The sequence below is a fragment of the Pseudomonas sp. FSO-7 genome (assembly GCF_059579345.1).
Map to the genome: position 1 here is coordinate 5,070,048 of NZ_CM184193.1, position 20,857 is coordinate 5,090,904.

Below are 20,857 nucleotides of genomic sequence, written 5' to 3' on the forward strand. Positions count from 1 at the left end.
CCTGTTCAGACGGCGGCGGTAACGGGATCATGTTTGAATCTACACCATAGTGGTGGCAGATCTTCCGGCAACGGGCGGTATTCGCCAATCTCGGACCAGCCCCCAGGACCATGGAAATCACTGCCGGCAGTGACCAGCAGACCGAACTCACGGGCCAGGATCGCCAGGCTGCCCACCTGCTCGGCGGGCTGATGGCCGTTGACCACCTCGATGGCATGGCCCCCCGCTTGAATATAGTCGGCGACCAGGCGGCGGCGCTTGCTGCGGGTGAAATCATAGTGCCATGGATGCGCCAGGCTGACCCAGGCGCCAGCGGCCCGCAGGGTCTGAACGGTTTCTTCCAGGGTCGGCCAATGTTGCTTGACGTCCCCCAGCTTGCCGGCCCCCAGCCATTTTCGGAACGCTTCGGCGCGATCCTTGACGAACCCTTCGCGCACCATCCAGTCGGCAAAGTGTGGCCGGGCCGGTGCGTTGCCGCTGTCGCCCAGTTCCTGCTGGATCTGCCGGGCGCCGTCCAGCGCCCCGGGCATGCCTTTGAGGGCCAGCTTGCGGCTGATCTCTTCGGAACGCAGCCAGCGCCCGTCGCGCAGTTGTGCGATGGCCTGGACCAGCGCCGGCGCGTTCACATCGAAACCGTAGCCCAGCACATGGATGGTCGCCCCGCCCCAGGTACAGGACAATTCGACCCCGTTGACCAGCTGCATGCCCAGCGCCGTGGCGGCGCTGCGGGCCTCGTCGAGCCCTTCGAGGGTGTCGTGATCGGTCAGGGCCAGGACTCGCACGCCGTGCTCGAACGCCCGCGCCACCAGAACCGCAGGCGCCAGGGCGCCATCGGAGGCCGTGCTATGGCAGTGCAAATCAACATTCACGAGAGTTTGTTACCTCAAATCAGCTGGCCCTATCGCGGCCAAGGATGTTTGTTATTATGCCGCCACATCCTGCTTCTGGCTGCCACTGTGAAACAATTCATCGACTTCATCCCGCTCCTGCTGTTTTTCATCGTCTACAAACTTGATCCCCGAGCCGTCGATTTCGCCGGTCACTCCTTGACTGTAGGCGGTATTTACAGCGCCACCGCAGTGCTGATCATCAGCTCCCTGGTGGTTTACGGCGCGCTGTTCGTGTCCCAGCGCAAGCTGGAGAAGAGCCAGTGGCTGACCCTGATCGCCTGCCTTGTGTTCGGCAGCCTGACCCTGGCGTTCCACAGCGAAACCTTCCTCAAATGGAAGGCCCCGGTGGTCAACTGGTTGTTTGCCCTCGCTTTCATCGGCAGCCACTTCATCGGTGACCGCCTGCTGATCAAGCGCATCATGGGCCATGCCATCAACCTGCCTGAACTGATCTGGACCCGGTTGAACATCGCCTGGATCGCGTTTTTCCTGTTCTGCGGCGCCGCCAACCTGTTCGTTGCGTTCACGTTCCAGGAGTACTGGGTCGACTTCAAGGTCTTCGGCAGCCTGGGCATGACGCTGCTGTTCCTGATTGGCCAGGGCATCTACCTGTCCCGTCACTTGCACGATGCCGACCCCACCACGCCTAAAACCGAGGACTGACATGCTCTACGCAATCATTGCCACCGACGTCGCCGATTCCCTGGAAAAACGCCTGGCCGTGCGCCCGGCACACCTGGAGCGCCTGCAACAGCTCAAGGCCGAAGGCCGTATCGTACTGGCCGGCCCGCACCCGGCGGTGGACAGCAATGACCCGGGCGCCGCGGGTTTCACCGGCAGCCTGATCGTGGCCGAGTTCGACTCCCTGGTCGCCGCCCAGGCCTGGGCCGAGGCCGATCCGTTCGTGGCGGCCGGCGTCTACGCCAATGTCGTGGTCAAGCCGTTCAAGCAAGTCCTGCCGTAAATCCTCCCCTGGCGCGATGGGCCTTCGCGGCTCATTGCCCCCGTTGCTCATCTTTCTCATTCGCCTGCCGACAACCTGTCTAATCTCGATTGGAATTCAGGAGTTGCAATGCGCAAAGGTCCGTTGTGCCTGTTGTTGGTCTCGTTGGCGATCGGAGCGCCCGCCCATGGCGAGGAAAGCACCGAGGGCAGTCATTCGGCGCCCTTGTCCCTGAGCGCCGGCGGCCAGATCGCTGAATTGCAGCAACGCTTGAAGGACAGCGAGCGCCAGCGTGAAGAGCTGAGCAAACAACTGCAAAATGCCGACAGCGAACGCGAGAGCGCTGTGCTGGCCCGGCTGCGTCAGGAGAACCAGCGCCTGAAGCTGCAACTCAAGGAAGCCCAGGCCAGCCCGCTGCCGCGCCTGCTGACCGATCAACAGCAATGGTTCGTCATTGGTGCCGGGGTAGCGCTATTGGCCTTGCTCTGCGGTATCTTTGCCAGCGGTGGACGTAGACAACGTCGGCAATGGCTAAATTGAGTGAGTCATGAGCGAGCTGTTACTGATAGATGATGACCAGGAGCTGTGTGAGCTCCTCGTGAGTTGGCTGAGCCAGGAAGGGTTTCAGGCCCGCGCCTGTCACGATGGCCAGAGTGCCCGCAAGGCCCTGGCCGAAACCGCCCCGGCTGCCGTGGTCCTGGACGTGATGCTGCCCGACGGCAGTGGCCTGGAACTGCTCAAGCAATTGCGCACCGATCACCCGGAATTGCCGGTGCTGATGCTGTCGGCCCGGGGTGAACCGCTGGACCGTATCCTTGGCCTGGAACTGGGCGCCGATGACTACCTGGCCAAGCCCTGCGACCCCCGGGAACTGACCGCCCGCCTGCGCGCCGTGCTGCGCCGCAGCCACCCGACAGCCGTGTCCAGCCAGATCGAACTGGGGGACCTGACCTTCAGCCCGGTGCGTGGCGTGGTCAGCATCGACGAACAGGAACAGACCCTCACCGTTTCCGAAAGCCGCCTGCTCGAAGCATTGCTCAAGCAACCGGGCGAGCCGCTGGACAAGCAGGAACTGGCGCAGATCGCCCTGGGCCGCAAACTGACCCTGTACGATCGCAGCCTCGACATGCACGTGAGTAACCTGCGCAAGAAAATCGGCCCCCACCCCGACGGCCGTCCGCGCATCGTGGCGCTGCGTAGCCGGGGCTACTACTACAGCCTCTAGAGGTTGTGGCTGCTATTACAGCCCTAGAGACTGTGAGTGCTATTACAGCCCCTAGAGGCTTTTGTGGCGAGGGAGCTTGCTCCCGCTCGGTTGCGCAGCAACCGCAAAAGCTTGGGGCCGCTGCGCAGCCCAGCGCGAGCAAGCTCCCTCGCCACAAAAGCGCCTTCATCCCAGCAAGCTCCCTCGCCACAGTGTGTTGTGTCCGCCCTGCAGTTTTGTCAGCTCCGCCCCAAACCGTCTTTACCCAAGCTTTACGCGCCCCTGACCGCCGCTGACCTTGATCTCCGTAATCTGCACACATCCGGAACTGACCGGGAACGAGACAAGGAGACACACCATGCGCAAGACCCTTATCGCTCTGATGTTCGCTGCCGCCCTGCCGACCGTCGCCATGGCCATGCCCGAAGGCCCCGGCCCGATGGGGCCGATGGACGGCCCGCGTCACGGCGGCCAGATGCACGACAAAGGCCCCTACAGCCAACTGGACCTGAGCCGCGAACAACGCCAGCAGATTCGCCGGATCATGGGCGAACAGCGTCACGAACAACGGGAACTGGTCGACAAGTACCTGGCCAAGCTGTCGCCAGCCGACCAGAAAGCCATGCAGGACGAGATGCAAGCCCGGCATCAGAAGGTCGATGCCCAGATCCGCGGATTGTTGAAGCCTGAGCAGCAAAAAGAATTCGACGCGATCCAGAAGAAACAGGCCGAACGTCGCGCCGAGTGGGCTGAGTTCAAAGCCTGGAAAGCGCAACAACCGCAAAAAGCGCAATAATGCACTGAAGCTTGCCCAGCCCAACGGCCAATCGCCGTTGGGCTTTCTTTGTTTTCGAGGATTTATCGTGCGTTCATTGTTCTGGCGCATCCTGGCCAGTTTCTGGCTGGCCATCGCCCTGGTTGCAGGGCTTTCGATCCTGATGGGCCACATGCTGAACCAGGACGCCTGGATCCTCAGCCGTCACCCTGGCCTCAATACCCTGCCCGAAGAGTGGACGCAAACCTACGAAAGCCAGGGCGAGGACGCCGCCCAGGACATCTTGCAACAGCGCAAGCGCCAGTATCACATCGACGTCCAGGTGTTCAACGAAAGCGGCGACCCGGTGGTCCGCGGCACCTTCCCCCATCGTGCCGCAGCCTTCGAGGCCCGACAGAAAAACGACGACCGACGCCTGCCCTGGCGGCGGCTGACCGACGAGTTCACCAGCGCCAAAAGTGGCGACACCTACCTGTTCATCTACCGTATCCCCCATCCCGAACTGGACGCCTGGCACCGCGGCAGCCTGCTTTGGCCCCTCAGTGCATTGGGGATCGCGCTGGTGGTGCTGACCTTGTTCAGCCTCTTGGTGACGCTCTCCATCACCCGTCCGCTGAATCGACTGCGCGGCGCGGTGCATGACCTGGGCCAGGCCGCCTACCAGCAGAACAGCCTCGCCAAACTGGCCAACCGGCGGGACGAGTTCGGCGTACTGGCCACCGACTTCAACCGCATGGGCGCGCGCCTGCAAAGCTTGATCGCCAGCCAGCGCCAACTGCTGCGCGACGTGTCCCACGAACTGCGCTCGCCCCTGGCCCGGCTGCGCATTGCCCTGGCCTTGGCTGAACGGGCCAGCCCCGAGGAACGTGAAAAACTCTGGCCGCGCCTGACCCGCGAATGCGATCGCCTGGAGGCGCTGATCAGCGAAATCCTGGTCCTGGCCCGGGTCGATGCCGACAACGCTGGCGCCGAAGAGGTGGAACTCAACGGCTTGCTGGTCACCCTGCAAAAAGATGCGCAACTGGCGTCACCGGATCAAACCGTGCAGCTTGAAACCGAGGCGGACCTGACCCTCAAGGGCTGGCCAACGATGATCGAGCGAGCGGTGGACAACCTGCTGCGCAACGCCCAGCGCTTCAATCCAGCCGGAAAACCCATTGAGATGCGCGCGGTGCGCCAGGGCGAACGGATCCTGATCAGCGTGCGCGACCACGGGCCCGGCGTGGAGGCCGAGCACCTGGGGCAATTGGGCGAGCCGTTCTACCGCGCACCCGGCCAGACCGCCGCCGGCCATGGCCTGGGCCTGGCTATCGCGCGTCGTGCCGCCGAACGCCATGGCGGTGCATTGGTGTTGGGCAATCATCCTGGCGGGGGGTTTATCGCGACGCTGGAACTGCCGTTGGTGCCGGGGGCAGTGGTACAACCTTAAGGTCAAAAAATGAACCCTGTGGCGAGGGAGCTTGCTCCCGCTCGGTTACGCAGCAACCGCAAAATCTTGGGGCTACTTCGTAGCCCAGCGGGAGCAAGCTCCCTCGCCACAAAAGCGCCCTCGCCACAGGAAATCAAACAAGGCGAGGTGAGCGACGCGGGCGAACCCGACGGCAAGCGCGATCTCATCAAACCAAACGATAATCCCTCTTATTCAAACCGCCCCGCCCTGTTAGACTTTGCGCCCTCTTTTCACCTATCTCCCAGGTCGCCCGATGCCGTCGTTGCCTCTTCGCTTATGCGCACTGTTCATGGCCCTGGGCCTGAGTGCCTGCGATGATGCCCCGCGTTTTACCCAGGCCGAACCGGGTGAAGCCCGTTCCGGTGGCGCCGCGACGGTGCGCAAGAGCGATCAGAACGCCTTTTCCCTGCCCTCGGCCAATCTGCCGCCTTCGCGGCGCGTGGATTTCAGCGTCGGCAACAGTTTCTTCCGCAGCCCCTGGGTGATTGCCCCCTCGACCACCACCGCCCGGGACGGCCTCGGGCCCTTGTTCAACACCAACGCCTGCCAGAACTGCCACGTCAAGGACGGCCGCGGCCATCCGCCGGCGCCGGACGCGACCAGCGCGGTGTCGATGCTGGTGCGCCTGTCGATCCCCGACGCGCCACCTTACGCCAGGGTCATCGAGCAACTGGGGGTGGTGCCGGAGCCGGTCTACGGTGGGCAATTGCAGGACATGTCGGTGCCCGGCGTCGTCCCCGAAGGCAAGGTGCGGGTCGATTACACGCCAGTCCCGGTGCGTTTCAAGGACGGCACCGTCGTCGAACTGCGCAAGCCGAACCTGCAGATCACCCAGCTGGGCTATGGCCCGATGCACCCCGACACGCGCTTTTCGGCCCGCGTGGCACCGCCGATGATCGGCCTGGGTCTGCTGGAGGCCATCCCCGACGAGGCGCTCCTGGCGAACGCCAAAGCCCAGGCGCGGGAGAACAACGGCGTCGCCGGCCGCCCCAACCAGGTCTGGGACGATGCCCAGCAAAAAACCGTACTGGGGCGTTTCGGCTGGAAGGCCGGCCAGCCCAACCTCAATCAACAGAACGTCCACGCGTTCTCCGGTGACATGGGCCTGACCACCAGCCTGCGGCCCTTCGACGATTGCACCGAGGCCCAGGTCGACTGCAAGCGCGCCCCCAGTGGCAACGGTCCGAACGGCGAGCCGGAGGTCAGCGACAACATTCTGCGCCTGGTGCTGTTCTACAGCCGCAACCTCGCGGTGCCGGCCCGTCGCGACGTGAATTCACCCCAAGTACTGGCGGGCAAGAATCTGTTTTTCCAGGCCGGTTGCCAGTCTTGCCACACACCGAAATACACCACCGCCGCCAACGCCGCCGAACCGGAGTTGGCGAACCAGGTCATCCGCCCCTACACCGACCTGCTGTTGCACGACATGGGCGAAGGCCTGGCCGACAACCGCAGCGAATTCAAGGCCAGCGGCCGTGACTGGCGGACCCCGCCGCTGTGGGGCATCGGCTTGACCGAAACCGTCAACGGCCACACCCAGTTCCTGCATGACGGTCGTGCCCGCAATCTGCTCGAAGCCGTGCTGTGGCATGGCGGCGAAGCACAAGCGGCGCAACGCCAGGTTTTAGCGTTCAATGCCGAGCAGCGCGCTGCGTTGCTGGCCTTTCTGAATTCCCTTTAAATGCCCTTTCCAGAAATGGGAGCCTGACATGTTCCGTCCCAAGCTGTTGTTCACCAGCCTCGCCGCCCTCGCCCTCGGTGCCTGCTCGCCCCAGGACCCGCAAGCCGTCACCTCGGCCGCCATCGCCAAGCAAGTGATCCTGCCGACCTACAGCCGTTGGGTCGAGGCCGACCGGCAACTGGCGACCAGCGCCCTGGCGTTCTGCCAAGGCAAGGAAAACCTGGACACCGCCCACGCCGACTTCCTCAAGGCGCAAAAGGCCTGGGCCGAGTTGCAACCCCTGCTGATCGGCCCGCTGGCCGAGGGCAACCGCGCCTGGCAGGTGCAGTTCTGGCCGGACAAGAAAAACCTGGTGGGCCGTCAGGTCGAGCAGTTGGTCAACAGCCAGCCACAGATCGACGCCGCCGGCCTGGCCAAGTCCAGCGTTGTCGTGCAAGGGCTCTCGGCCTACGAATACCTGCTGTTCGACGCCAAAATCGACATGGCCGACGCCGCCCAGAAAGCCAAGTACTGCCCGCTGCTCATCGCCATCGGCGAACGCCAGAAGCAACTGGCCGAAGAGATCCTGTCGGGCTGGAACACCAACGACGGCATGCTCGCCCAGATGAGCAAGTTCCCCAACCAGCGCTACGCCGACTCCCACGAGGCCATCGCCGATCTGCTGCGCGTGCAAGTCACGGCCCTGGACACGCTGAAGAAAAAACTCGGCACGCCGATGGGCCGCCAGAGCAAGGGCGTACCTCAGCCATTCCAGGCCGATGCCTGGCGCAGCCAGTCGTCGTTGCAAGGGCTGGAAGCCAGCCTGAGCGCGGCCAGAACCGTCTGGGCCGGCGTGGACAACAAGGGCCTGCGCGGCCTGCTGCCAAGCGACCAGAAACCGTTGGCGGACAAGATCGACGCCGCCTACGATGCCTCGTTGAAACTGTTCGCCAGCAGCCAGCGATCGTTGACCGAAATGCTCAACGACGATGCCGGGCGCCAGCAACTCAACGATTTGTACGACAGCCTCAACGTCGTCCATCGCCTGCACGAAGGCGAACTGGCCAAGGCGCTGGGCATTCAATTGGGCTTCAACGCCAACGACGGTGACTGATCATGTTTCGACGTCAGGTCCTGGCACTGGGCAGCTTGCTGCTCGGCGCCGTTACCCTGGGCGGCTGGACGCTGTTCAAGCAAAAGGACAAGAGTCCGCTGCTGCTTTCGGCACGGGACGATGGCGACGGCAAGCACTACGCCGTCGGCTATCGACTGGACGGCACGCGGGTGTTCGCCACCCAGGTCGGCCAGCGTTGCCATGACATTATCAATCACCCGACGCAGCCGATTGCGCTGTTCGTCGCCCGTCGTCCAGGCACCGAAAGCTACCTGATCGACCTGCGCGATGGGGCGCTGCTGCAAACCATCACCTCGTTGCCGAACCGACACTTCTATGGCCACGCGGTGATCCACAACAGCGGCGAATGGTTGTATGCCACCGAGAACGACACCACCGACCCGGGACGCGGCCTGTTGGGCGTGTACCGTTTCGAAGGCGAGCGGTTGGTGCACAGCGGCGAGATCTCCACCCATGGCATCGGTCCTCACCAGGTGTCCTGGATGCCCGATGGCGAGACGCTGGTGGTGGCCAACGGCGGCATTCGCACCGAGGCCGAAAGCCGGGTCGACATGAACCTCGACGCCATGGCGCCGAGCCTGGTGCTGATGCAGCGCGATGGCACCCTGCTGAGCAAGGAAACCCTCGCCCAATCGATGAACAGCGTGCGCCACCTGGGCATCGCCAGCGACGGCACCATCGTCTCCGGCCAGCAGTTCATGGGCGCAGCCCACGAATCGTCAGAACTGGTGGCGATCAAGCGGCCGGGGCAGCCGTTCCAGGCATTCCCGGTGCCCGAGGAACAATTGCAGGCCATGGGGCACTACACCGCCAGCGTCGCCGTGCACAGCGACCTACGCCTGGTGGCGCTGACCGCCCCGCGCGGCAACCGCTTCTTCATCTGGGACCTGGACAGCGGCGAAGTCCGCCTGGATGCACCCTTGCCGGACTGTGCCGGCGTGGGTGCGGTGGCCGACGGTTTTGTCGTGACGTCGGGCCAAGGGCGTTGCCGCTATTACGATTGCCGGCAGACACAACTGGTTGCAAAACCCCTGGATCTGCCGGCAGGGCTCTGGGACAACCATTTGCATCTGGCCTGAGCCGGGGAGCGAAGCCATCGGCGCCAAGCTCCCTGATTTTTCGGAAAATTCCCACGCACCACCGGCCCGCCAGCATCTGGAATAGCCCGCACACTCGGAGTAATGTGCCCGCCTATCTGTATTTTCTCTCAGCTCTTTTCCAAGGAAGTGGAACATGCTGCGACGCCGCATGCTGATCATGTTGGGTGTTGTCCTGCTGGTGGTGCTGTTGCTCGCCGGCTACAAGGCCTTCTCCGTTTACCAGCAGATCCAGGCATTTTCTGCGCCAAAACCGCCGGTCAGCGTCTCCGTGGCCACGGCCGCCCAGCAACCCTGGCAGGCTCGCCTGCCCACCGTTGGCAGCCTCAAGGCACTGCAAGGCGTGGACCTGAGCCTGGAAATCGCCGGGACCGTGCAGAAGGTGCAGTTCCAGTCCGGGCAGAAGGTCAAGGCCGGTCAGCCGCTCCTGCAACTGGACAGCGAAGTCGAAAGCGCCCTGCTGGAAACCGCCGAGGCCGACCTGGGCCTGGCGCAACTGGATTTCGGTCGCGGCCGACAGCTGGTGGGCAGCCAGGCGATCTCCAAGGGCGAATTCGACCGGCTCTCGGCGCAACTGAAGAAGAACCAGGCCACGGTCAACCAGCTCAAGGCGTCGCTGGCCAAGAAACACATCCTGGCGCCGTTCAGCGGCACCATCGGCATCCGCCAGGTGGATGTCGGCGACTACCTGGCCAGCGGCACGGTGATCGCCACCCTGCAGGACCTCAGCAGCCTGTATGTGGACTTCTACGTGCCTGAGCAAACCGTGCCCCGGCTCGCCGTTGCCCAGTCGGTCAACGTCAGCGTCTCGGCCTATCCCGGGCAGACCTTCGTCGGCACCATCAGCGCGATCAACCCCAAGGTCGAGGACAGCACCCGCAACGTCCTGGTGCGCGCCACCCTGGCCAATCCCGACGGCAAACTGCTGCCCGGCATGTTCGCCAACCTGCAGGTGATCCTGCCGGACGTGGCCGCCGGAATCGTCGTGCCGGAAAGCGCCGTGACCTACACCCTCTACGGCAACTCCATGTACGTGGTGACGCAAAAGAAAGCCGCCGACGGCACTGTCGAGAAGGACGACAAGGGCCAGCCGGTGCTGATCGCCGAACGGCGTTTCGTTGAGACCGGCGAGCGACGCGACGGGCAGGTGCTGGTTTCCAAAGGCGTGCAGAGCGGCGAACAAGTCGTGATCGCCGGCCAGATCAAGCTCGATAACGGTACGCCGATCGCCATCAGCGACGACAAGACCCTGACCGAACAGAACAGCCCGCCGCGCGCGGACTGATCAAGGAACCCCCATGGCTTTTACCGATCCGTTCATCCGCCGCCCGGTGCTCGCCACCGTGGTCAGCCTGTTGATCGTGCTGCTGGGCTTCCAGGCCTGGAGCAAGCTGCCCCTGCGTCAGTATCCGCAAATGGAAAACGCCCTCATCACGGTGACCACCGCCTACCCCGGGGCCAACGCCGAGACCATCCAGGGCTACATCACCCAACCGATGCAACAGAGCCTGGCCAGTGCCGAGGGCATCGACTACATGACTTCGGTCAGTCGCCAGAATTTCTCGGTGATTTCGGTCTATGCCCGCATCGGTTCCAACAGCGACCGGCTCTTTACCGAACTGCTGGCCAAGGCCAACGAGGTCAAGAACCAACTGCCCCAGGACGCCGAGGACCCGGTGCTCAGCCGCGAGGCCGCCGATGCCTCGGCACTGATGTACATCAGCTTCTTCAGCAAGGAACTGAACAACCCGCAGATCACCGACTACCTGTCACGGGTGATCCAGCCCAAGCTGGCGACACTGCCCGGCATGGCCGAGGCGGAGATCCTCGGCAACCAAGTCTTCGCCATGCGCCTGTGGCTGGACCCGGTCAAACTCGCCGGCTTCGGCCTGACCGCCGCCGACGTGACCAATGCCGTGCGCCAGCACAACTTCCTCTCCGCCGCCGGTGAAGTGAAAGGCGAATACGTCGTCACCAGCATCAACGCCAACACCGAACTCAAGTCCGCCGAGGCCTTCGCCGCGATCCCCCTCAAGACCGACGGCGACAGTCGCGTGTTGCTGCGGGACGTGGCCCGCGTGGAAATGGGTGCAGAGAACTACGACACCATCAGTTCCTTTGGTGGCACACCTTCGGTGTACATCGGGATCAAGGCCACCCCGGGCGCTAACCCGCTGGATGTGATCAAGGAAGTGCGCAAGATCATGCCGGAGATGGAGGCGCAACTCCCGACCAACCTCAAGGCCGAGATCGCCTACGACGCCACCCTGTTCATCCAGGCCTCCATCGACGAGGTGGTGAAAACCCTGTTCGAGGCGGTGCTGATCGTCATCGTTGTGGTGTTCCTGTTCCTCGGCGCCCTGCGTTCGGTGGTCATCCCGGTGGTGACCATCCCGCTGTCGATGATCGGCGTGATGTTCTTCATGCAGTTGATGGGCTACTCGATGAACCTCCTGACGCTGCTGGCCATGGTGCTCGCCATCGGCCTGGTGGTGGACGACGCCATCGTGGTAGTGGAGAACATTCACCGGCACATCGAGGAAGGCAAGACCCCGTTCGACGCCGCGATAGAAGGTGCCCGGGAAATCGCCATGCCTGTGGTCTCGATGACCATCACCCTGGCGGCGGTGTATGCACCGATCGGCCTGCTCGAGGGCCTGACGGGCGCTTTGTTCAAGGAGTTCGCCTTGACCCTGGCCGGGGCGGTGGTGATCTCCGGGATCGTCGCCCTGACCCTGTCGCCCATGATGTGCGCCCTGCTCCTGCGCCACGATGAGAACCCCTCGGGGCTGGCCCATCGGCTGGACATGATTTTCGAACGCTTGAAGAGCCGTTACCAGCGCATGCTCCATGGCACACTCAACACCCGGCCGGTGGTGCTGGTGTTCGCGGTGATCGTGCTGCTGCTGATCCCGGTGCTGGTCATGTTCAGCAAGTCCGAACTGGCCCCCGACGAGGACCAAGGCATCATCTTCATGATGGCCAACGCCCCGCAGCCCACCAACCTCGACTACCTGAACACCTATACCGATCACTTCATTACCATTTTCAAGGAGTTCCCGGAGTACTACTCCTCGTTCCAGATCAATGGCTACAACGGCGTGCAGTCGGGCATCGGCGGCTTCCTGCTCAAGCCCTGGAACGAACGCGACCGCACCCAGATGGAAATCCTGCCCGAGGTCCAGGCCAAGCTGGAAAGCGTGCCTGGCCTGCAGATCTTCGGTTTCAACCTGCCCTCGCTGCCGGGCACCGGCGAAGGCCTGCCGTTCGCATTCGTCATCAACTCACCGAAGGACTATGCGACGCTGCTGGAAATTGCCGACCGGGTCAAAAAGCGCGCGTTGGAGTCCGGCAAGTTCGCCTTCATGGACATTGACCTTGCCTTCGACAAGCCAGAAGTCGTGGTGGATATCGACCGCGCCAAGGCCGCCCAGATGGGCGTTTCCATGCAGGACCTGGGCGGTACCCTGGCAACGCTGCTGGGCGAATCCGAGATCAACCGCTTCACCCTCGAGGGCCGCAGCTACAAGGTCATTGCCCAGGTCGAACGGCCGTTCCGGGACAATCCGGACTGGCTGAACAACTACTACGTGAAAAATGCCCAGGGTGAATCGCTACCGCTATCGACCCTGATCAAGGTCAGCGACCGGGCGCGACCGCGACAACTGAACCAATTCCAGCAGCTCAATGCGGTGACGATTTCAGGCTTTCCCATCGTGAGCATGGGCGAGGCCATCGAGACCGTCCGCCAGATTGCCCGGGAGGAAGCACCGGCGGGGTTCGCCTTCGATTACGCCGGGGCTTCGCGTCAATTCGTACAGGAAGGCAGTGCGTTGTGGGTAACCTTTGCCCTGGCCCTGGCGATTATCTTCCTGGTGCTGGCCGCGCAGTTCGAAAGTTTCCGGGACCCGCTGGTGATCCTGGTGACCGTGCCGCTGTCCATTTGCGGAGCCCTGATTCCGCTGTTCCTCGGCTGGTCGAGCATGAACATCTATACCCAGGTGGGGCTGGTGACGCTGATCGGCCTGATCAGCAAGCACGGGATCCTGATAGTCGAGTTCGCCAACCAGTTGCGCAGGGAACAGAACCTGTCGCCGCGCGAAGCCGTGGAACAAGCCGCGTCGATTCGTCTGCGACCGGTGCTGATGACCACCGCGGCGATGGTGTTCGGCATGGTGCCGCTCATCTTCGCCACAGGCGCCGGGGCGGTGAGCCGCTTCGACATCGGCACGGTGATCGCCACGGGCATGTCGATTGGCACCTTGTTCACGCTGTTTGTGTTGCCTTGCGTCTACACACTGCTGGCCAAGCCGGACAAGGCCTGAGGACTGTTCAAGCAAACTCACGCTGGTACGGGATGTTTTTGTGGCGAGGGAGCTTGCTCCCGCTGGACCGCGAAGCGGTCCCAATCGGTTTCAAGGTCAGGCAGCAGTCGTGCAATCACGACTGCTTCGCAGCCGAGCGGGAGCAAGCTCCCTCGCCACAGGATGAGGGTTCGACTGATGACTTGTGGTTTGAGTCCCAAATAAAAAGGCCTCACACAAGGGAGGCCTTTATTTGGGTTTCAGGGCTTTCAACTCTGAGGCCTCATCCCCTGGGACAGGCTGAACATGAACAGCAGCAGATCATCGTCCGGGCGGATCGCCTCGCTGGCCTTTGCCACACGCGGCAGGGGACAATGCGCACCCGCACTGGACGCACTGAGGATCTGCGAGCGTGGCTGTTCCCATACAGCCACCGCCATTGATGTAACTGCCAGGGCTCCGACTAAAAACAAACCTCTAGCAATTTCTAGTTTCATGGCTATAAACCTTTGATAGCGCTGCCAAACGCCGCCTCATAAAAGTAGACGAGTTTTTTCCAGTCGGCATCGCTGAACGACGAATGGCGCCGCAGCTGTTTCAGGTCATGGGAGGCCGCACGCCGGGCAGTCAGGCGCTGGCGACATTTCTCCAGATCCAGCAGGGCCACTTCGGCCTTGGCCGCCTCGCCCTCTCCTGTCACCTGCACAAAAACATGCTTGATGTAGAGGCAGCCGTGCTGCCAACGGCCCTTGTGCATGCGGGCCAGATTCTCAGCCAGGCCCTGGAGGATTTGATCATGCACCGCTTCGCCATGGCGCTCACGTCCGCCTCCGGCATACCAATGCTCGATTTCCTCGAAACCTTCCAGCGCATGGGTCACTAACAGTGCACGCCACTTGTGGACGGGGTCACGCTGGGCGCCACAAAAGATCAGCTCGGGCACGCGAACATCCAGCTGGGTCAACGCCAGCAGTGCGTCTTGCTCACGCAACACGGTCGGTCGACCGAGCGGATGCAACCAACTGCGATAAATGTGCCCCGTTTGACGCTTGGCATACAACAGCTCGCCGTCGTTGCTGTTGATCCGCTGCACGCCGCTTTCACCGCCACGGCGCACGTTGGGCTCTTCCACCCACTCACCTTGCTGGTTCCAAAAATGTTCGAAGCTGTTGCGGGAAATGCCTGTTGTCTCTACGGCCTGCACAACCATGCTGTTACCTCTTGCGTAATACATAAACTCGCCACATGGCATAGAGCGGTAGGAAATCCAGCCGTTCCTGAATGCGAAACCCGGCCTGCCGAAACTCCTCTTCTACTGTATCAGTCGGTAACACAAATCGATTCTGGTAGTCTTTCTGCCCACGGGTGCGCTCCAGACGCTTGCGTTTCCAGGCCTTGAAATTGCCATCGACCCACAATGAAACGATCACACTGTCACGACTGACACGCTCGAATTCCTTCAGAATCGCCAGTCGATGCGCGGGTTCACCGATGTGATGCAACAAGCGCATACAAAAAATACTGTCGACGGCGTTATCAGGCAAGGCGATGTCGAACGCAGAAGTGTGCAAGGGCCGTACCCGTTTTACGACATCCGTCGGTTGAGCCTCCAACGCGGTATTGAGCATGGCTTCGGAATTGTCCGCGCCGATGATGACCCGGTTCGGTTTTTCGGCCAGTAAGGGCCAGAAGCGCCCGGCACCGCAGGGCAGGTCCAGGACCAGGCCGGGATCTCCGACGAGTGTCAATGCACGTCGGGCCAATTGTTGGTCTCGCTGGTTGGAAAGACGGCGACTCAAGCCACGGCGATGCTTGTGAAAATATTCCCTGGCGTGCTGCTCGTCGTATTTTTCGGAAAAATCCAGCTTGATAGGTTTGGACATTAGCGGGGCCTCGATGACTGATCGGCCCCACCTTATGAATCGGAGTGTCATGCCTTTGTGAAAATAAAGTCAGGTAAACGCTTCAATGTTTACAAGACTTTTCGGTACAGAGGCCTAGCCCTTTGGATTCAATTCCACCTCGAAGTGGCAACCATTGGGCTCCATCGTACTGAGGCTGACGGTCCAAGCCTGGTTCTCGCAAATGCGCTGCACCAGGGACAAGCCCAATCCCAAGCCCTCGCCACGCTTTTCGTTACCGCGCACGAACGGTTCGAACATCGCCTCGCGCTTCTCCTCTGGAATCCCCACGCCGCTGTCCTCGACCACAAATCCAGTGGTGGTCAGTGAAAGGCGGATGAAGCCCTGATCGGTGTAGTGCAGGGCATTGCGCAGCAGGTTGCCCATCACGGCCGTCAGGAATGTGGCGTTATACAGGGTGTCGAGGGTTTGCCCGGGGTCGAAGATCAGCGTCAGGCCTTTGGATTCGATGGGCCCGCGCCACACGCCGAGGAGGTTCTCGGCCACCTGCCCCAGGGTCAGCCGAGGCGACATGCCGTTGTCTTCGCGCTCGGCCCTGGCGAGCATCAGGAAGGTCTGCACCAGTTCACGCATCTCTTCACTGGCCCGATTGATGCGCTCGACCTGGGTACGACCGCGCGGGTCCAACGCCGGGTTTTCCAACAGCAACTCACAGGAGGTCGCCAGGACCATCAACGGCGTGCGCAACTCGTGGCTCACGTCGCTGGTAAACAACCGCTCGCGGGTCAAGGCCTGGCGCAAGCGCCCCAGTGTGGCGTCGAACGCCACGGCCAGTTCACCCACCTCATCGGCGGCATAATCCGGGGCCAGCGGCGGCGCGAGACCCAGGAGCTGGTCGCGATGACGCACTTGCCGAGCCAGGCGAACCACGGGCGCCATCACCCGGCGTGCCAGGACCCAACCCAGGAATACCGCCAGCGCCAGGCTGAGCACGAAACCCACCAGCACCACGGCGAAAAGCACCCGTTCGCGCTCTTCGAAGTCGCTCTGGTCTTGCAGCAACACGTAGTGCCGGCCGTCAACGATCTCGACCATGGCGTGATAGGACAACTGTTCGCGAAACACCTCGTGGAAACCGCGCTCCAGATGGCGCAAATCCTTGGGCAACTCGAAGTCCCCCGGGCCGCCGCTGAAATAAAACAACTGGTCGGGTTCCGGCCGATGGTTCCAGTCCGAGACACTGTCCATCAACAACAGGCGTTGCAGATCACCGCCCAGCCCGGCGGAAATCAGTTTCTCTTCAACCAAATGGACCGTCGCCACGATGCCCATGGCGAACGCACCGGCGACCAATGCGCTCATCAGCGCAAACGCGATGATGATCCGTTGGGCAAGGCTCTGCTTAAACTCCATCGCGGCCCTCGGCCAGGCGATAGCCGACGCCGTGCACGGTGTGCAACAACGGCTTTTCGAACGGTTTGTCGATCACCTGGCGCAGTTGATGGACATGGCTGCGCAAGCTGTCGCTGTCCGGGCAATCGTCGCCCCACAACGCTTCTTCGAGAATTTCGCGGCGCAGCACGTGGGGACTTTTCTGCATCAGTACCGCCAGCAGCTTGAGGCCCACGGGGTTGAGCTTGAGCAGCTTGCCTTCACGCGTCACTTCGAGGGTATCGAGGTCGTAGATCAGGTCACCGACCTGCAAGGTCCGCCGGCCACCACCCTGGGCCCGACGCATGACGGCTTCGATCCGCGCCGCCAGTTCCGACAAGGCAAACGGCTTGATCAGGTAGTCATCGGCGCCGGACTTGAAGCCCTGCAGGCGATCGTCCAACTGATCCCGGGCGGTGAGCATGATCACCGGCGTATCGCGCCGGGCGTCTTCGCGCAGGCGCTTGCACAAGGTGTAGCCGTCAATGCCCGGCAGCATGATATCGAGCACGATCAGGTCGTAGTGTTCGGTCGCCGCCAGGTGCAACCCCGACAAACCGTCCTGGGCACAATCGACGGTGTAGCCCTTGAGCCCCAGGTAATCGGCCAGGTTGGCCAGGATGTCGCGGTTGTCTTCGACCAATAGAATTCGCATGGGCACCTCTGCGTACATAGTTAACGGCTGGCTTGGCCCGCGCAGCTTACGGCCAAGCGTGACTTACGGCTAGGGTTGTATCCGCCGTGGCAGCGCAGTCCACCCTGTGGGAGCGAGCTTGCTCGCGATAGCGGTGGGTCAGCTCCATCAATATTGGATGTTCCGACGCTATCGCGAGCAAGCTCGCTCCCACAGGGGCCGCACTGCCAGGCATTGACGAGTTTTTCACCCAACATTCACACAGCCCGAACGCAACGCAGACCAGACTGCGCAACGCGCTGATTACGAAAACTTCCATCAAAGGTATCGCTATGGTCTCCACCGCCATCCGCCCCGCTTCCAGGCCGCTGAATTTCTGGATTGCCTTGGGCCTGCCTGCCGTTGTCGCAGCCATTCTGGTGCTGCTGGAACTGACTACCCTGGACATGGACATCGCCAAGCTGTTTTACGACCCGATGGCGGGTGGCTTTATCGGTCGGCACAGTTTTTTTCTGGAGGACATCCTCCACGATCGAGCCAAGGAGGTGGTGATCGTGTTCTCCGTGCTGGCAATTCTCGGCTTCATCGGTACGTTTTTCATCGCCCGGCTCAAACCGTTCAAGCGGGAATTGGGCTGCCTGGTGCTGTCCCTGGCACTGGCGACGTCCTTCGTCACGCCGATGAAAGCCGTGACGGCGGTGCAATGTCCCTGGAGCCTGAAGGAATTCGGCGGCCAGGAAACCTACAGTGAGCTGCTCAGCCCACGCCCGGCCACGGACAAACCCGGCCGATGCTGGCCCGGCGGTCACGCCGCCACCGGGTTCACGTTGTTTGCGTTGTTCTTCGTCCTGCGCGACCGCCGCCCGCGCCTGGCTCGCCGGGCCTTGGTATTCGCCTTCACGCTGGGAACCGTGTTCTCCCTGGGGCGGATGATGCAAGGGGCGCACTTCTTTTCCCATAATGTGTGGACGGCGGTGTTCTGTTGGCTGATTTGCCTGGGGTGTTACTACTACATCCTGTACCGACCGGCTCTTGGAGATGAACGCGCGGCCAGAGCCGAGCCCGTCAGCGCCTGAACATGGAGCATTCCTGTGGGAGCGAGCTTGCTCGCGATGGCGGTGGGTCAGTGCCGGGTACATGAATTGACCCACCGTAATCGCGAGCAAGCTCGCTCCCACAAGGGATTGGCGCCGCGTCATGAATCCAAGGCAATAAAAAACCCCGCCTGCTTTCGCAGGCGGGGTTTTTCGCTACAGGGGGTAAGGCTGGCTTACATCATGCCGCCCATGCCACCCATGCCGCCCATGTCTGGCATACCGCCGCCAGCTGGAGCGTCTTCCTTGATTTCAGCGATCATCGCCTCGGTGGTGATCATCAGGCTGGCAATCGACGAAGCCGCTTGCAGAGCCGAACGAGTCACTTTGGCCGGGTCCAGGATACCCATTTCGATCATGTCGCCGTATTCGCCGGTAGCAGCGTTGTAACCGTAGTTACCCGAACCCTGCTTGACCTTGTCGACCACAACGCTTGGCTCGTCGCCGGAGTTGGCAACGATCTGGCGCAGCGGTGCTTCTACAGCGCGACGCAGCAACTGGATGCCCACGTTCTGGTCATCGTTGTCGCCTTTGAGTTCGCTGATGGCTTGCAGGGCACGAACCAGTGCCACGCCACCGCCAGGTACCACGCCTTCTTCAACGGCTGCGCGGGTCGCGTGCAGGGCGTCTTCAACGCGGGCTTTCTTCTCTTTCATTTCAACTTCGGAACCGGCGCCAACCTTGATCACCGCAACGCCGCCCGACAGCTTGGCCAGACGCTCTTGCAGTTTTTCACGGTCGTAGTCGGACGAGGTCTCAGCTACTTGTGCGCGGATCTGGGTCACGCGAGCCTGGATGTCAGCCTCAACGCCAGCACCGTCGATCACGGTGGTGTTTTCCTTGGACAGGATCACGCGCTTGGCGTTACCCAGGTGCTCCAGGGTGGTGCTTTCCAGGCTCAGGCCGATCTCTTCGGAGATAACGGTACCGCCGGTCAGTACGGCGATGTCCTGCAGCATGGCCTTGCGACGGTCGCCGAAGCCTGGAGCCTTGACGGCTGCGACTTTAACGATGCCACGCATGTTGTTCACAACCAGGGTCGCCAGGGCTTCGCCTTCAACGTCTTCAGCCACGATCAGCAGTGGGCGGCCGGCTTTGGCAACGGCTTCCAGCACGGGCAGCATTTCGCGGATGTTGGAGATCTTCTTGTCCACCAGCAGGATCAACGGGCCGTCGAGTTCGGCGGTCATGGTGTCCGGCTTGTTGACGAAGTACGGGGACAGGTAGCCACGGTCGAACTGCATGCCTTCTACAACCGACAGTTCGTTTTCCAGGCCCGAGCCTTCTTCAACGGTGATCACGCCTTCTTTACCGACTTTTTCCATGGCTTCGGCAATGATGTCGCCGATGGAGTTGTCGGAGTTGGCGGAGATGGTACCAACCTGAGCGATCGCCTTGGTGTCAGCGCATGGCTTGGACAGGGCTTTGAGCTCTTTGACAATGGCGATGGTCGCCTTGTCGATGCCGCGCTTGAGGTCCATCGGGTTCATGCCGGCAGCGACGGCTTTCAGGCCTTCGTTGACGATCGACTGAGCCAGTACGGTCGCGGTGGTGGTGCCGTCACCGGCATCGTCGTTGGCACGGGAGGCAACGTCTTTGACCAGTTGCGCGCCCATGTTTTCGAAGCGGTCTTTGAGCTCGATTTCTTTGGCTACGGAAACGCCGTCCTTGGTGATGGTCGGAGCGCCGAAGCTCTTCTCGATGATCACGTTACGGCCTTTCGGGCCCAGGGTCGCTTTTACTGCGTCAGCCAGGACGTTGACACCGGCGAGCATTTTCTTGCGGGCGGAATCGCCGAATTTAACTTCTTTAGCAGCCATGATCGATATTCCTTAAATACTTTGTAGTAACGGGAAAATGGGCGGGGGAATCAGCCTTCGAGAACAGCGAGGATTTCGTTCTCGCTCATTACCAGCAGGTCTTCGCCGTCGACTTTCACTGTGTTGCTGCCGGAGTAAGGGCCGAACACAACCTTGTCACCCACTTTCACGGCCAGCGCACGTACTTCACCGTTTTCCAGTGCCTTGCCTGGGCCTACAGCGAGAACTTCACCGTGGTTGGCTTTTTCAGCAGCCGAACCTGGCAGGACGATACCGCCAGCGGTTTTCTTCTCTTCTTCGCTGCGACGGATGACGACGCGGTCATGCAGAGGACGAAGCTTCATTGTCGATCTCTCCTAATTTTTGGTTTTCATCGGCCGGTGTAGTCCCGGCGGGTTTAACAAAGCCGGCAGAGCCGGGTGCGGTTCGTCAGTCGAACCGCGGAAGTCTGTCCGGTGTCACCACCGGAAACCTTGCGGTGACCGTTACATAAGGGCGTACAAGTGGATTACAAGGGCGGGGGCAGAAATTTTTTTACTTCACGCCGCCAAAACGAAC

At 61.8% G+C, this 20,857-nt stretch carries 20 protein-coding genes; 12 read left to right on the top strand and 8 right to left on the bottom strand.

Going from position 1 to position 20,857, the window contains the following annotated elements:
• Window positions 1-5 precede the first annotated feature (5 nt).
• A complete protein-coding gene (locus AC515T_RS22180) occupies window positions 6-869 on the bottom strand; it encodes a PHP domain-containing protein (RefSeq protein ID WP_060740970.1) in 864 nt (287 codons plus the stop codon).
• Between the two features lie 87 nt (window positions 870-956).
• Here AC515T_RS22180 and AC515T_RS22185 point away from each other — a divergent pair, with 87 nt between their 5' ends.
• From AC515T_RS22185 to AC515T_RS22235, 11 genes are all read left to right on the top strand, one after another.
• On the top strand, window positions 957-1,553 hold the full coding sequence (locus AC515T_RS22185) for a septation protein A (protein WP_003204874.1): 597 nt from the start codon (window positions 957-959) through the stop codon (window positions 1,551-1,553).
• Window position 1,554: 1 nt separating this feature from the next.
• Entirely contained in the window at window positions 1,555-1,854 is a 300-nt protein-coding gene (locus AC515T_RS22190) for a YciI family protein (RefSeq protein WP_496530036.1), read from the top strand.
• Between the two features lie 108 nt (window positions 1,855-1,962).
• A complete protein-coding gene (locus AC515T_RS22195; RefSeq protein ID WP_060740967.1) occupies window positions 1,963-2,373 on the top strand; it encodes an SH3 domain-containing protein in 411 nt (136 codons plus the stop codon).
• 7 nt (window positions 2,374-2,380) lie between these two features.
• Window positions 2,381-3,058: a response regulator transcription factor gene (locus AC515T_RS22200; RefSeq protein WP_122569321.1), complete on the top strand. Its 678-nt coding sequence runs from the start codon at window positions 2,381-2,383 to the stop codon at window positions 3,056-3,058.
• Between the two features lie 337 nt (window positions 3,059-3,395).
• Window positions 3,396-3,833, top strand: coding sequence for a Spy/CpxP family protein refolding chaperone (locus tag AC515T_RS22205; RefSeq protein ID WP_496530037.1), 438 nt, complete (start codon window positions 3,396-3,398; stop codon window positions 3,831-3,833).
• Between the two features lie 67 nt (window positions 3,834-3,900).
• A complete protein-coding gene (locus AC515T_RS22210; RefSeq protein WP_496530038.1) occupies window positions 3,901-5,241 on the top strand; it encodes a sensor histidine kinase in 1,341 nt (446 codons plus the stop codon).
• 274 nt (window positions 5,242-5,515) lie between these two features.
• Complete coding sequence (locus AC515T_RS22215; RefSeq protein WP_496530039.1) at window positions 5,516-6,943, top strand: di-heme oxidoreductase family protein; 1,428 nt, start codon at window positions 5,516-5,518, stop codon at window positions 6,941-6,943.
• A gap of 28 nt (window positions 6,944-6,971) precedes the next feature.
• Window positions 6,972-8,036, top strand: coding sequence for an imelysin family protein (locus tag AC515T_RS22220; RefSeq protein ID WP_496530040.1), 1,065 nt, complete (start codon window positions 6,972-6,974; stop codon window positions 8,034-8,036).
• Between the two features lie 2 nt (window positions 8,037-8,038).
• Window positions 8,039-9,136: a DUF1513 domain-containing protein gene (locus AC515T_RS22225; RefSeq protein ID WP_496530041.1), complete on the top strand. Its 1,098-nt coding sequence runs from the start codon at window positions 8,039-8,041 to the stop codon at window positions 9,134-9,136.
• Between the two features lie 154 nt (window positions 9,137-9,290).
• Window positions 9,291-10,439 carry an efflux RND transporter periplasmic adaptor subunit gene (locus AC515T_RS22230; RefSeq protein WP_496530042.1) on the top strand — a complete coding sequence of 383 codons (1,149 nt, stop codon included), beginning with the start codon at window positions 9,291-9,293 and terminating at the stop codon, window positions 10,437-10,439.
• A gap of 13 nt (window positions 10,440-10,452) precedes the next feature.
• Complete coding sequence (locus AC515T_RS22235; RefSeq protein ID WP_496530043.1) at window positions 10,453-13,479, top strand: multidrug efflux RND transporter permease subunit; 3,027 nt, start codon at window positions 10,453-10,455, stop codon at window positions 13,477-13,479.
• 248 nt (window positions 13,480-13,727) lie between these two features.
• On the opposite strand, the gene AC515T_RS22240 is transcribed toward AC515T_RS22235, so the two are convergent.
• The 5 genes from AC515T_RS22240 to colR all read right to left on the bottom strand — a co-directional run bounded on the left by AC515T_RS22240 (window position 13,728) and on the right by colR (window position 17,406).
• Window positions 13,728-13,955, bottom strand: coding sequence for a hypothetical protein (locus AC515T_RS22240; RefSeq protein WP_092201589.1), 228 nt, complete (start codon window positions 13,953-13,955; stop codon window positions 13,728-13,730).
• A gap of 2 nt (window positions 13,956-13,957) precedes the next feature.
• A complete protein-coding gene (locus AC515T_RS22245) occupies window positions 13,958-14,668 on the bottom strand; it encodes a lipopolysaccharide kinase InaA family protein (protein ID WP_496530044.1) in 711 nt (236 codons plus the stop codon).
• Between the two features lie 4 nt (window positions 14,669-14,672).
• Window positions 14,673-15,341: a class I SAM-dependent methyltransferase gene (locus AC515T_RS22250; protein WP_496530045.1), complete on the bottom strand. Its 669-nt coding sequence runs from the start codon at window positions 15,339-15,341 to the stop codon at window positions 14,673-14,675.
• Between the two features lie 114 nt (window positions 15,342-15,455).
• A complete protein-coding gene (locus AC515T_RS22255; protein ID WP_496530046.1) occupies window positions 15,456-16,733 on the bottom strand; it encodes a sensor histidine kinase in 1,278 nt (425 codons plus the stop codon).
• A complete protein-coding gene (gene colR / locus AC515T_RS22260; RefSeq protein WP_496530047.1) occupies window positions 16,723-17,406 on the bottom strand; it encodes a two-component system response regulator ColR in 684 nt (227 codons plus the stop codon). Before colR ends, AC515T_RS22255 begins: the two co-directional genes overlap by 11 nt.
• 311 nt (window positions 17,407-17,717) lie before the next feature.
• On the opposite strand from colR, the gene AC515T_RS22265 reads away from it, so the two are divergent.
• On the top strand, window positions 17,718-18,461 hold the full coding sequence (locus AC515T_RS22265; RefSeq protein ID WP_496530048.1) for a phosphatase PAP2 family protein: 744 nt from the start codon (window positions 17,718-17,720) through the stop codon (window positions 18,459-18,461).
• A gap of 194 nt (window positions 18,462-18,655) precedes the next feature.
• On the opposite strand, the gene groL is transcribed toward AC515T_RS22265, so the two are convergent.
• Window positions 18,656-20,299, bottom strand: coding sequence for a chaperonin GroEL (groL, locus tag AC515T_RS22270; RefSeq protein ID WP_053124505.1), 1,644 nt, complete (start codon window positions 20,297-20,299; stop codon window positions 18,656-18,658).
• Window positions 20,300-20,349: 50 nt separating this feature from the next.
• Window positions 20,350-20,643 carry a co-chaperone GroES gene (locus AC515T_RS22275; RefSeq protein WP_003204913.1) on the bottom strand — a complete coding sequence of 98 codons (294 nt, stop codon included), beginning with the start codon at window positions 20,641-20,643 and terminating at the stop codon, window positions 20,350-20,352.
• Between the last annotated feature and the right edge of the window lie 214 nt (window positions 20,644-20,857).

Excerpts from the sequence above, each read along its gene's own strand:
- AC515T_RS22195 (WP_060740967.1), top strand. The coding sequence starts at position 1,963 with ATGCGCAAAGGTCCGTTGTGCCTGTTGTTGGTCTCGTTGGCGATCGGA.
- AC515T_RS22240 (WP_092201589.1), bottom strand. The coding sequence starts at position 13,955 with ATGAAACTAGAAATTGCTAGAGGTTTGTTTTTAGTCGGAGCCCTGGCA.
- AC515T_RS22235 (WP_496530043.1), top strand. The coding sequence starts at position 10,453 with ATGGCTTTTACCGATCCGTTCATCCGCCGCCCGGTGCTCGCCACCGTG.
- AC515T_RS22225 (WP_496530041.1), top strand. The coding sequence starts at position 8,039 with ATGTTTCGACGTCAGGTCCTGGCACTGGGCAGCTTGCTGCTCGGCGCC.
- AC515T_RS22245 (WP_496530044.1), bottom strand. The coding sequence starts at position 14,668 with ATGGTTGTGCAGGCCGTAGAGACAACAGGCATTTCCCGCAACAGCTTC.
- AC515T_RS22265 (WP_496530048.1), top strand. The coding sequence starts at position 17,718 with ATGGTCTCCACCGCCATCCGCCCCGCTTCCAGGCCGCTGAATTTCTGG.
- AC515T_RS22275 (WP_003204913.1), bottom strand. The coding sequence starts at position 20,643 with ATGAAGCTTCGTCCTCTGCATGACCGCGTCGTCATCCGTCGCAGCGAA.
- AC515T_RS22200 (WP_122569321.1), top strand. The coding sequence starts at position 2,381 with ATGAGCGAGCTGTTACTGATAGATGATGACCAGGAGCTGTGTGAGCTC.
- AC515T_RS22190 (WP_496530036.1), top strand. The coding sequence starts at position 1,555 with ATGCTCTACGCAATCATTGCCACCGACGTCGCCGATTCCCTGGAAAAA.
- groL (WP_053124505.1), bottom strand. The coding sequence starts at position 20,299 with ATGGCTGCTAAAGAAGTTAAATTCGGCGATTCCGCCCGCAAGAAAATG.
- AC515T_RS22250 (WP_496530045.1), bottom strand. The coding sequence starts at position 15,341 with ATGTCCAAACCTATCAAGCTGGATTTTTCCGAAAAATACGACGAGCAG.
- AC515T_RS22205 (WP_496530037.1), top strand. The coding sequence starts at position 3,396 with ATGCGCAAGACCCTTATCGCTCTGATGTTCGCTGCCGCCCTGCCGACC.
- AC515T_RS22230 (WP_496530042.1), top strand. The coding sequence starts at position 9,291 with ATGCTGCGACGCCGCATGCTGATCATGTTGGGTGTTGTCCTGCTGGTG.
- AC515T_RS22215 (WP_496530039.1), top strand. The coding sequence starts at position 5,516 with ATGCCGTCGTTGCCTCTTCGCTTATGCGCACTGTTCATGGCCCTGGGC.
- AC515T_RS22220 (WP_496530040.1), top strand. The coding sequence starts at position 6,972 with ATGTTCCGTCCCAAGCTGTTGTTCACCAGCCTCGCCGCCCTCGCCCTC.
- AC515T_RS22255 (WP_496530046.1), bottom strand. The coding sequence starts at position 16,733 with ATGGAGTTTAAGCAGAGCCTTGCCCAACGGATCATCATCGCGTTTGCG.
- colR (WP_496530047.1), bottom strand. The coding sequence starts at position 17,406 with ATGCGAATTCTATTGGTCGAAGACAACCGCGACATCCTGGCCAACCTG.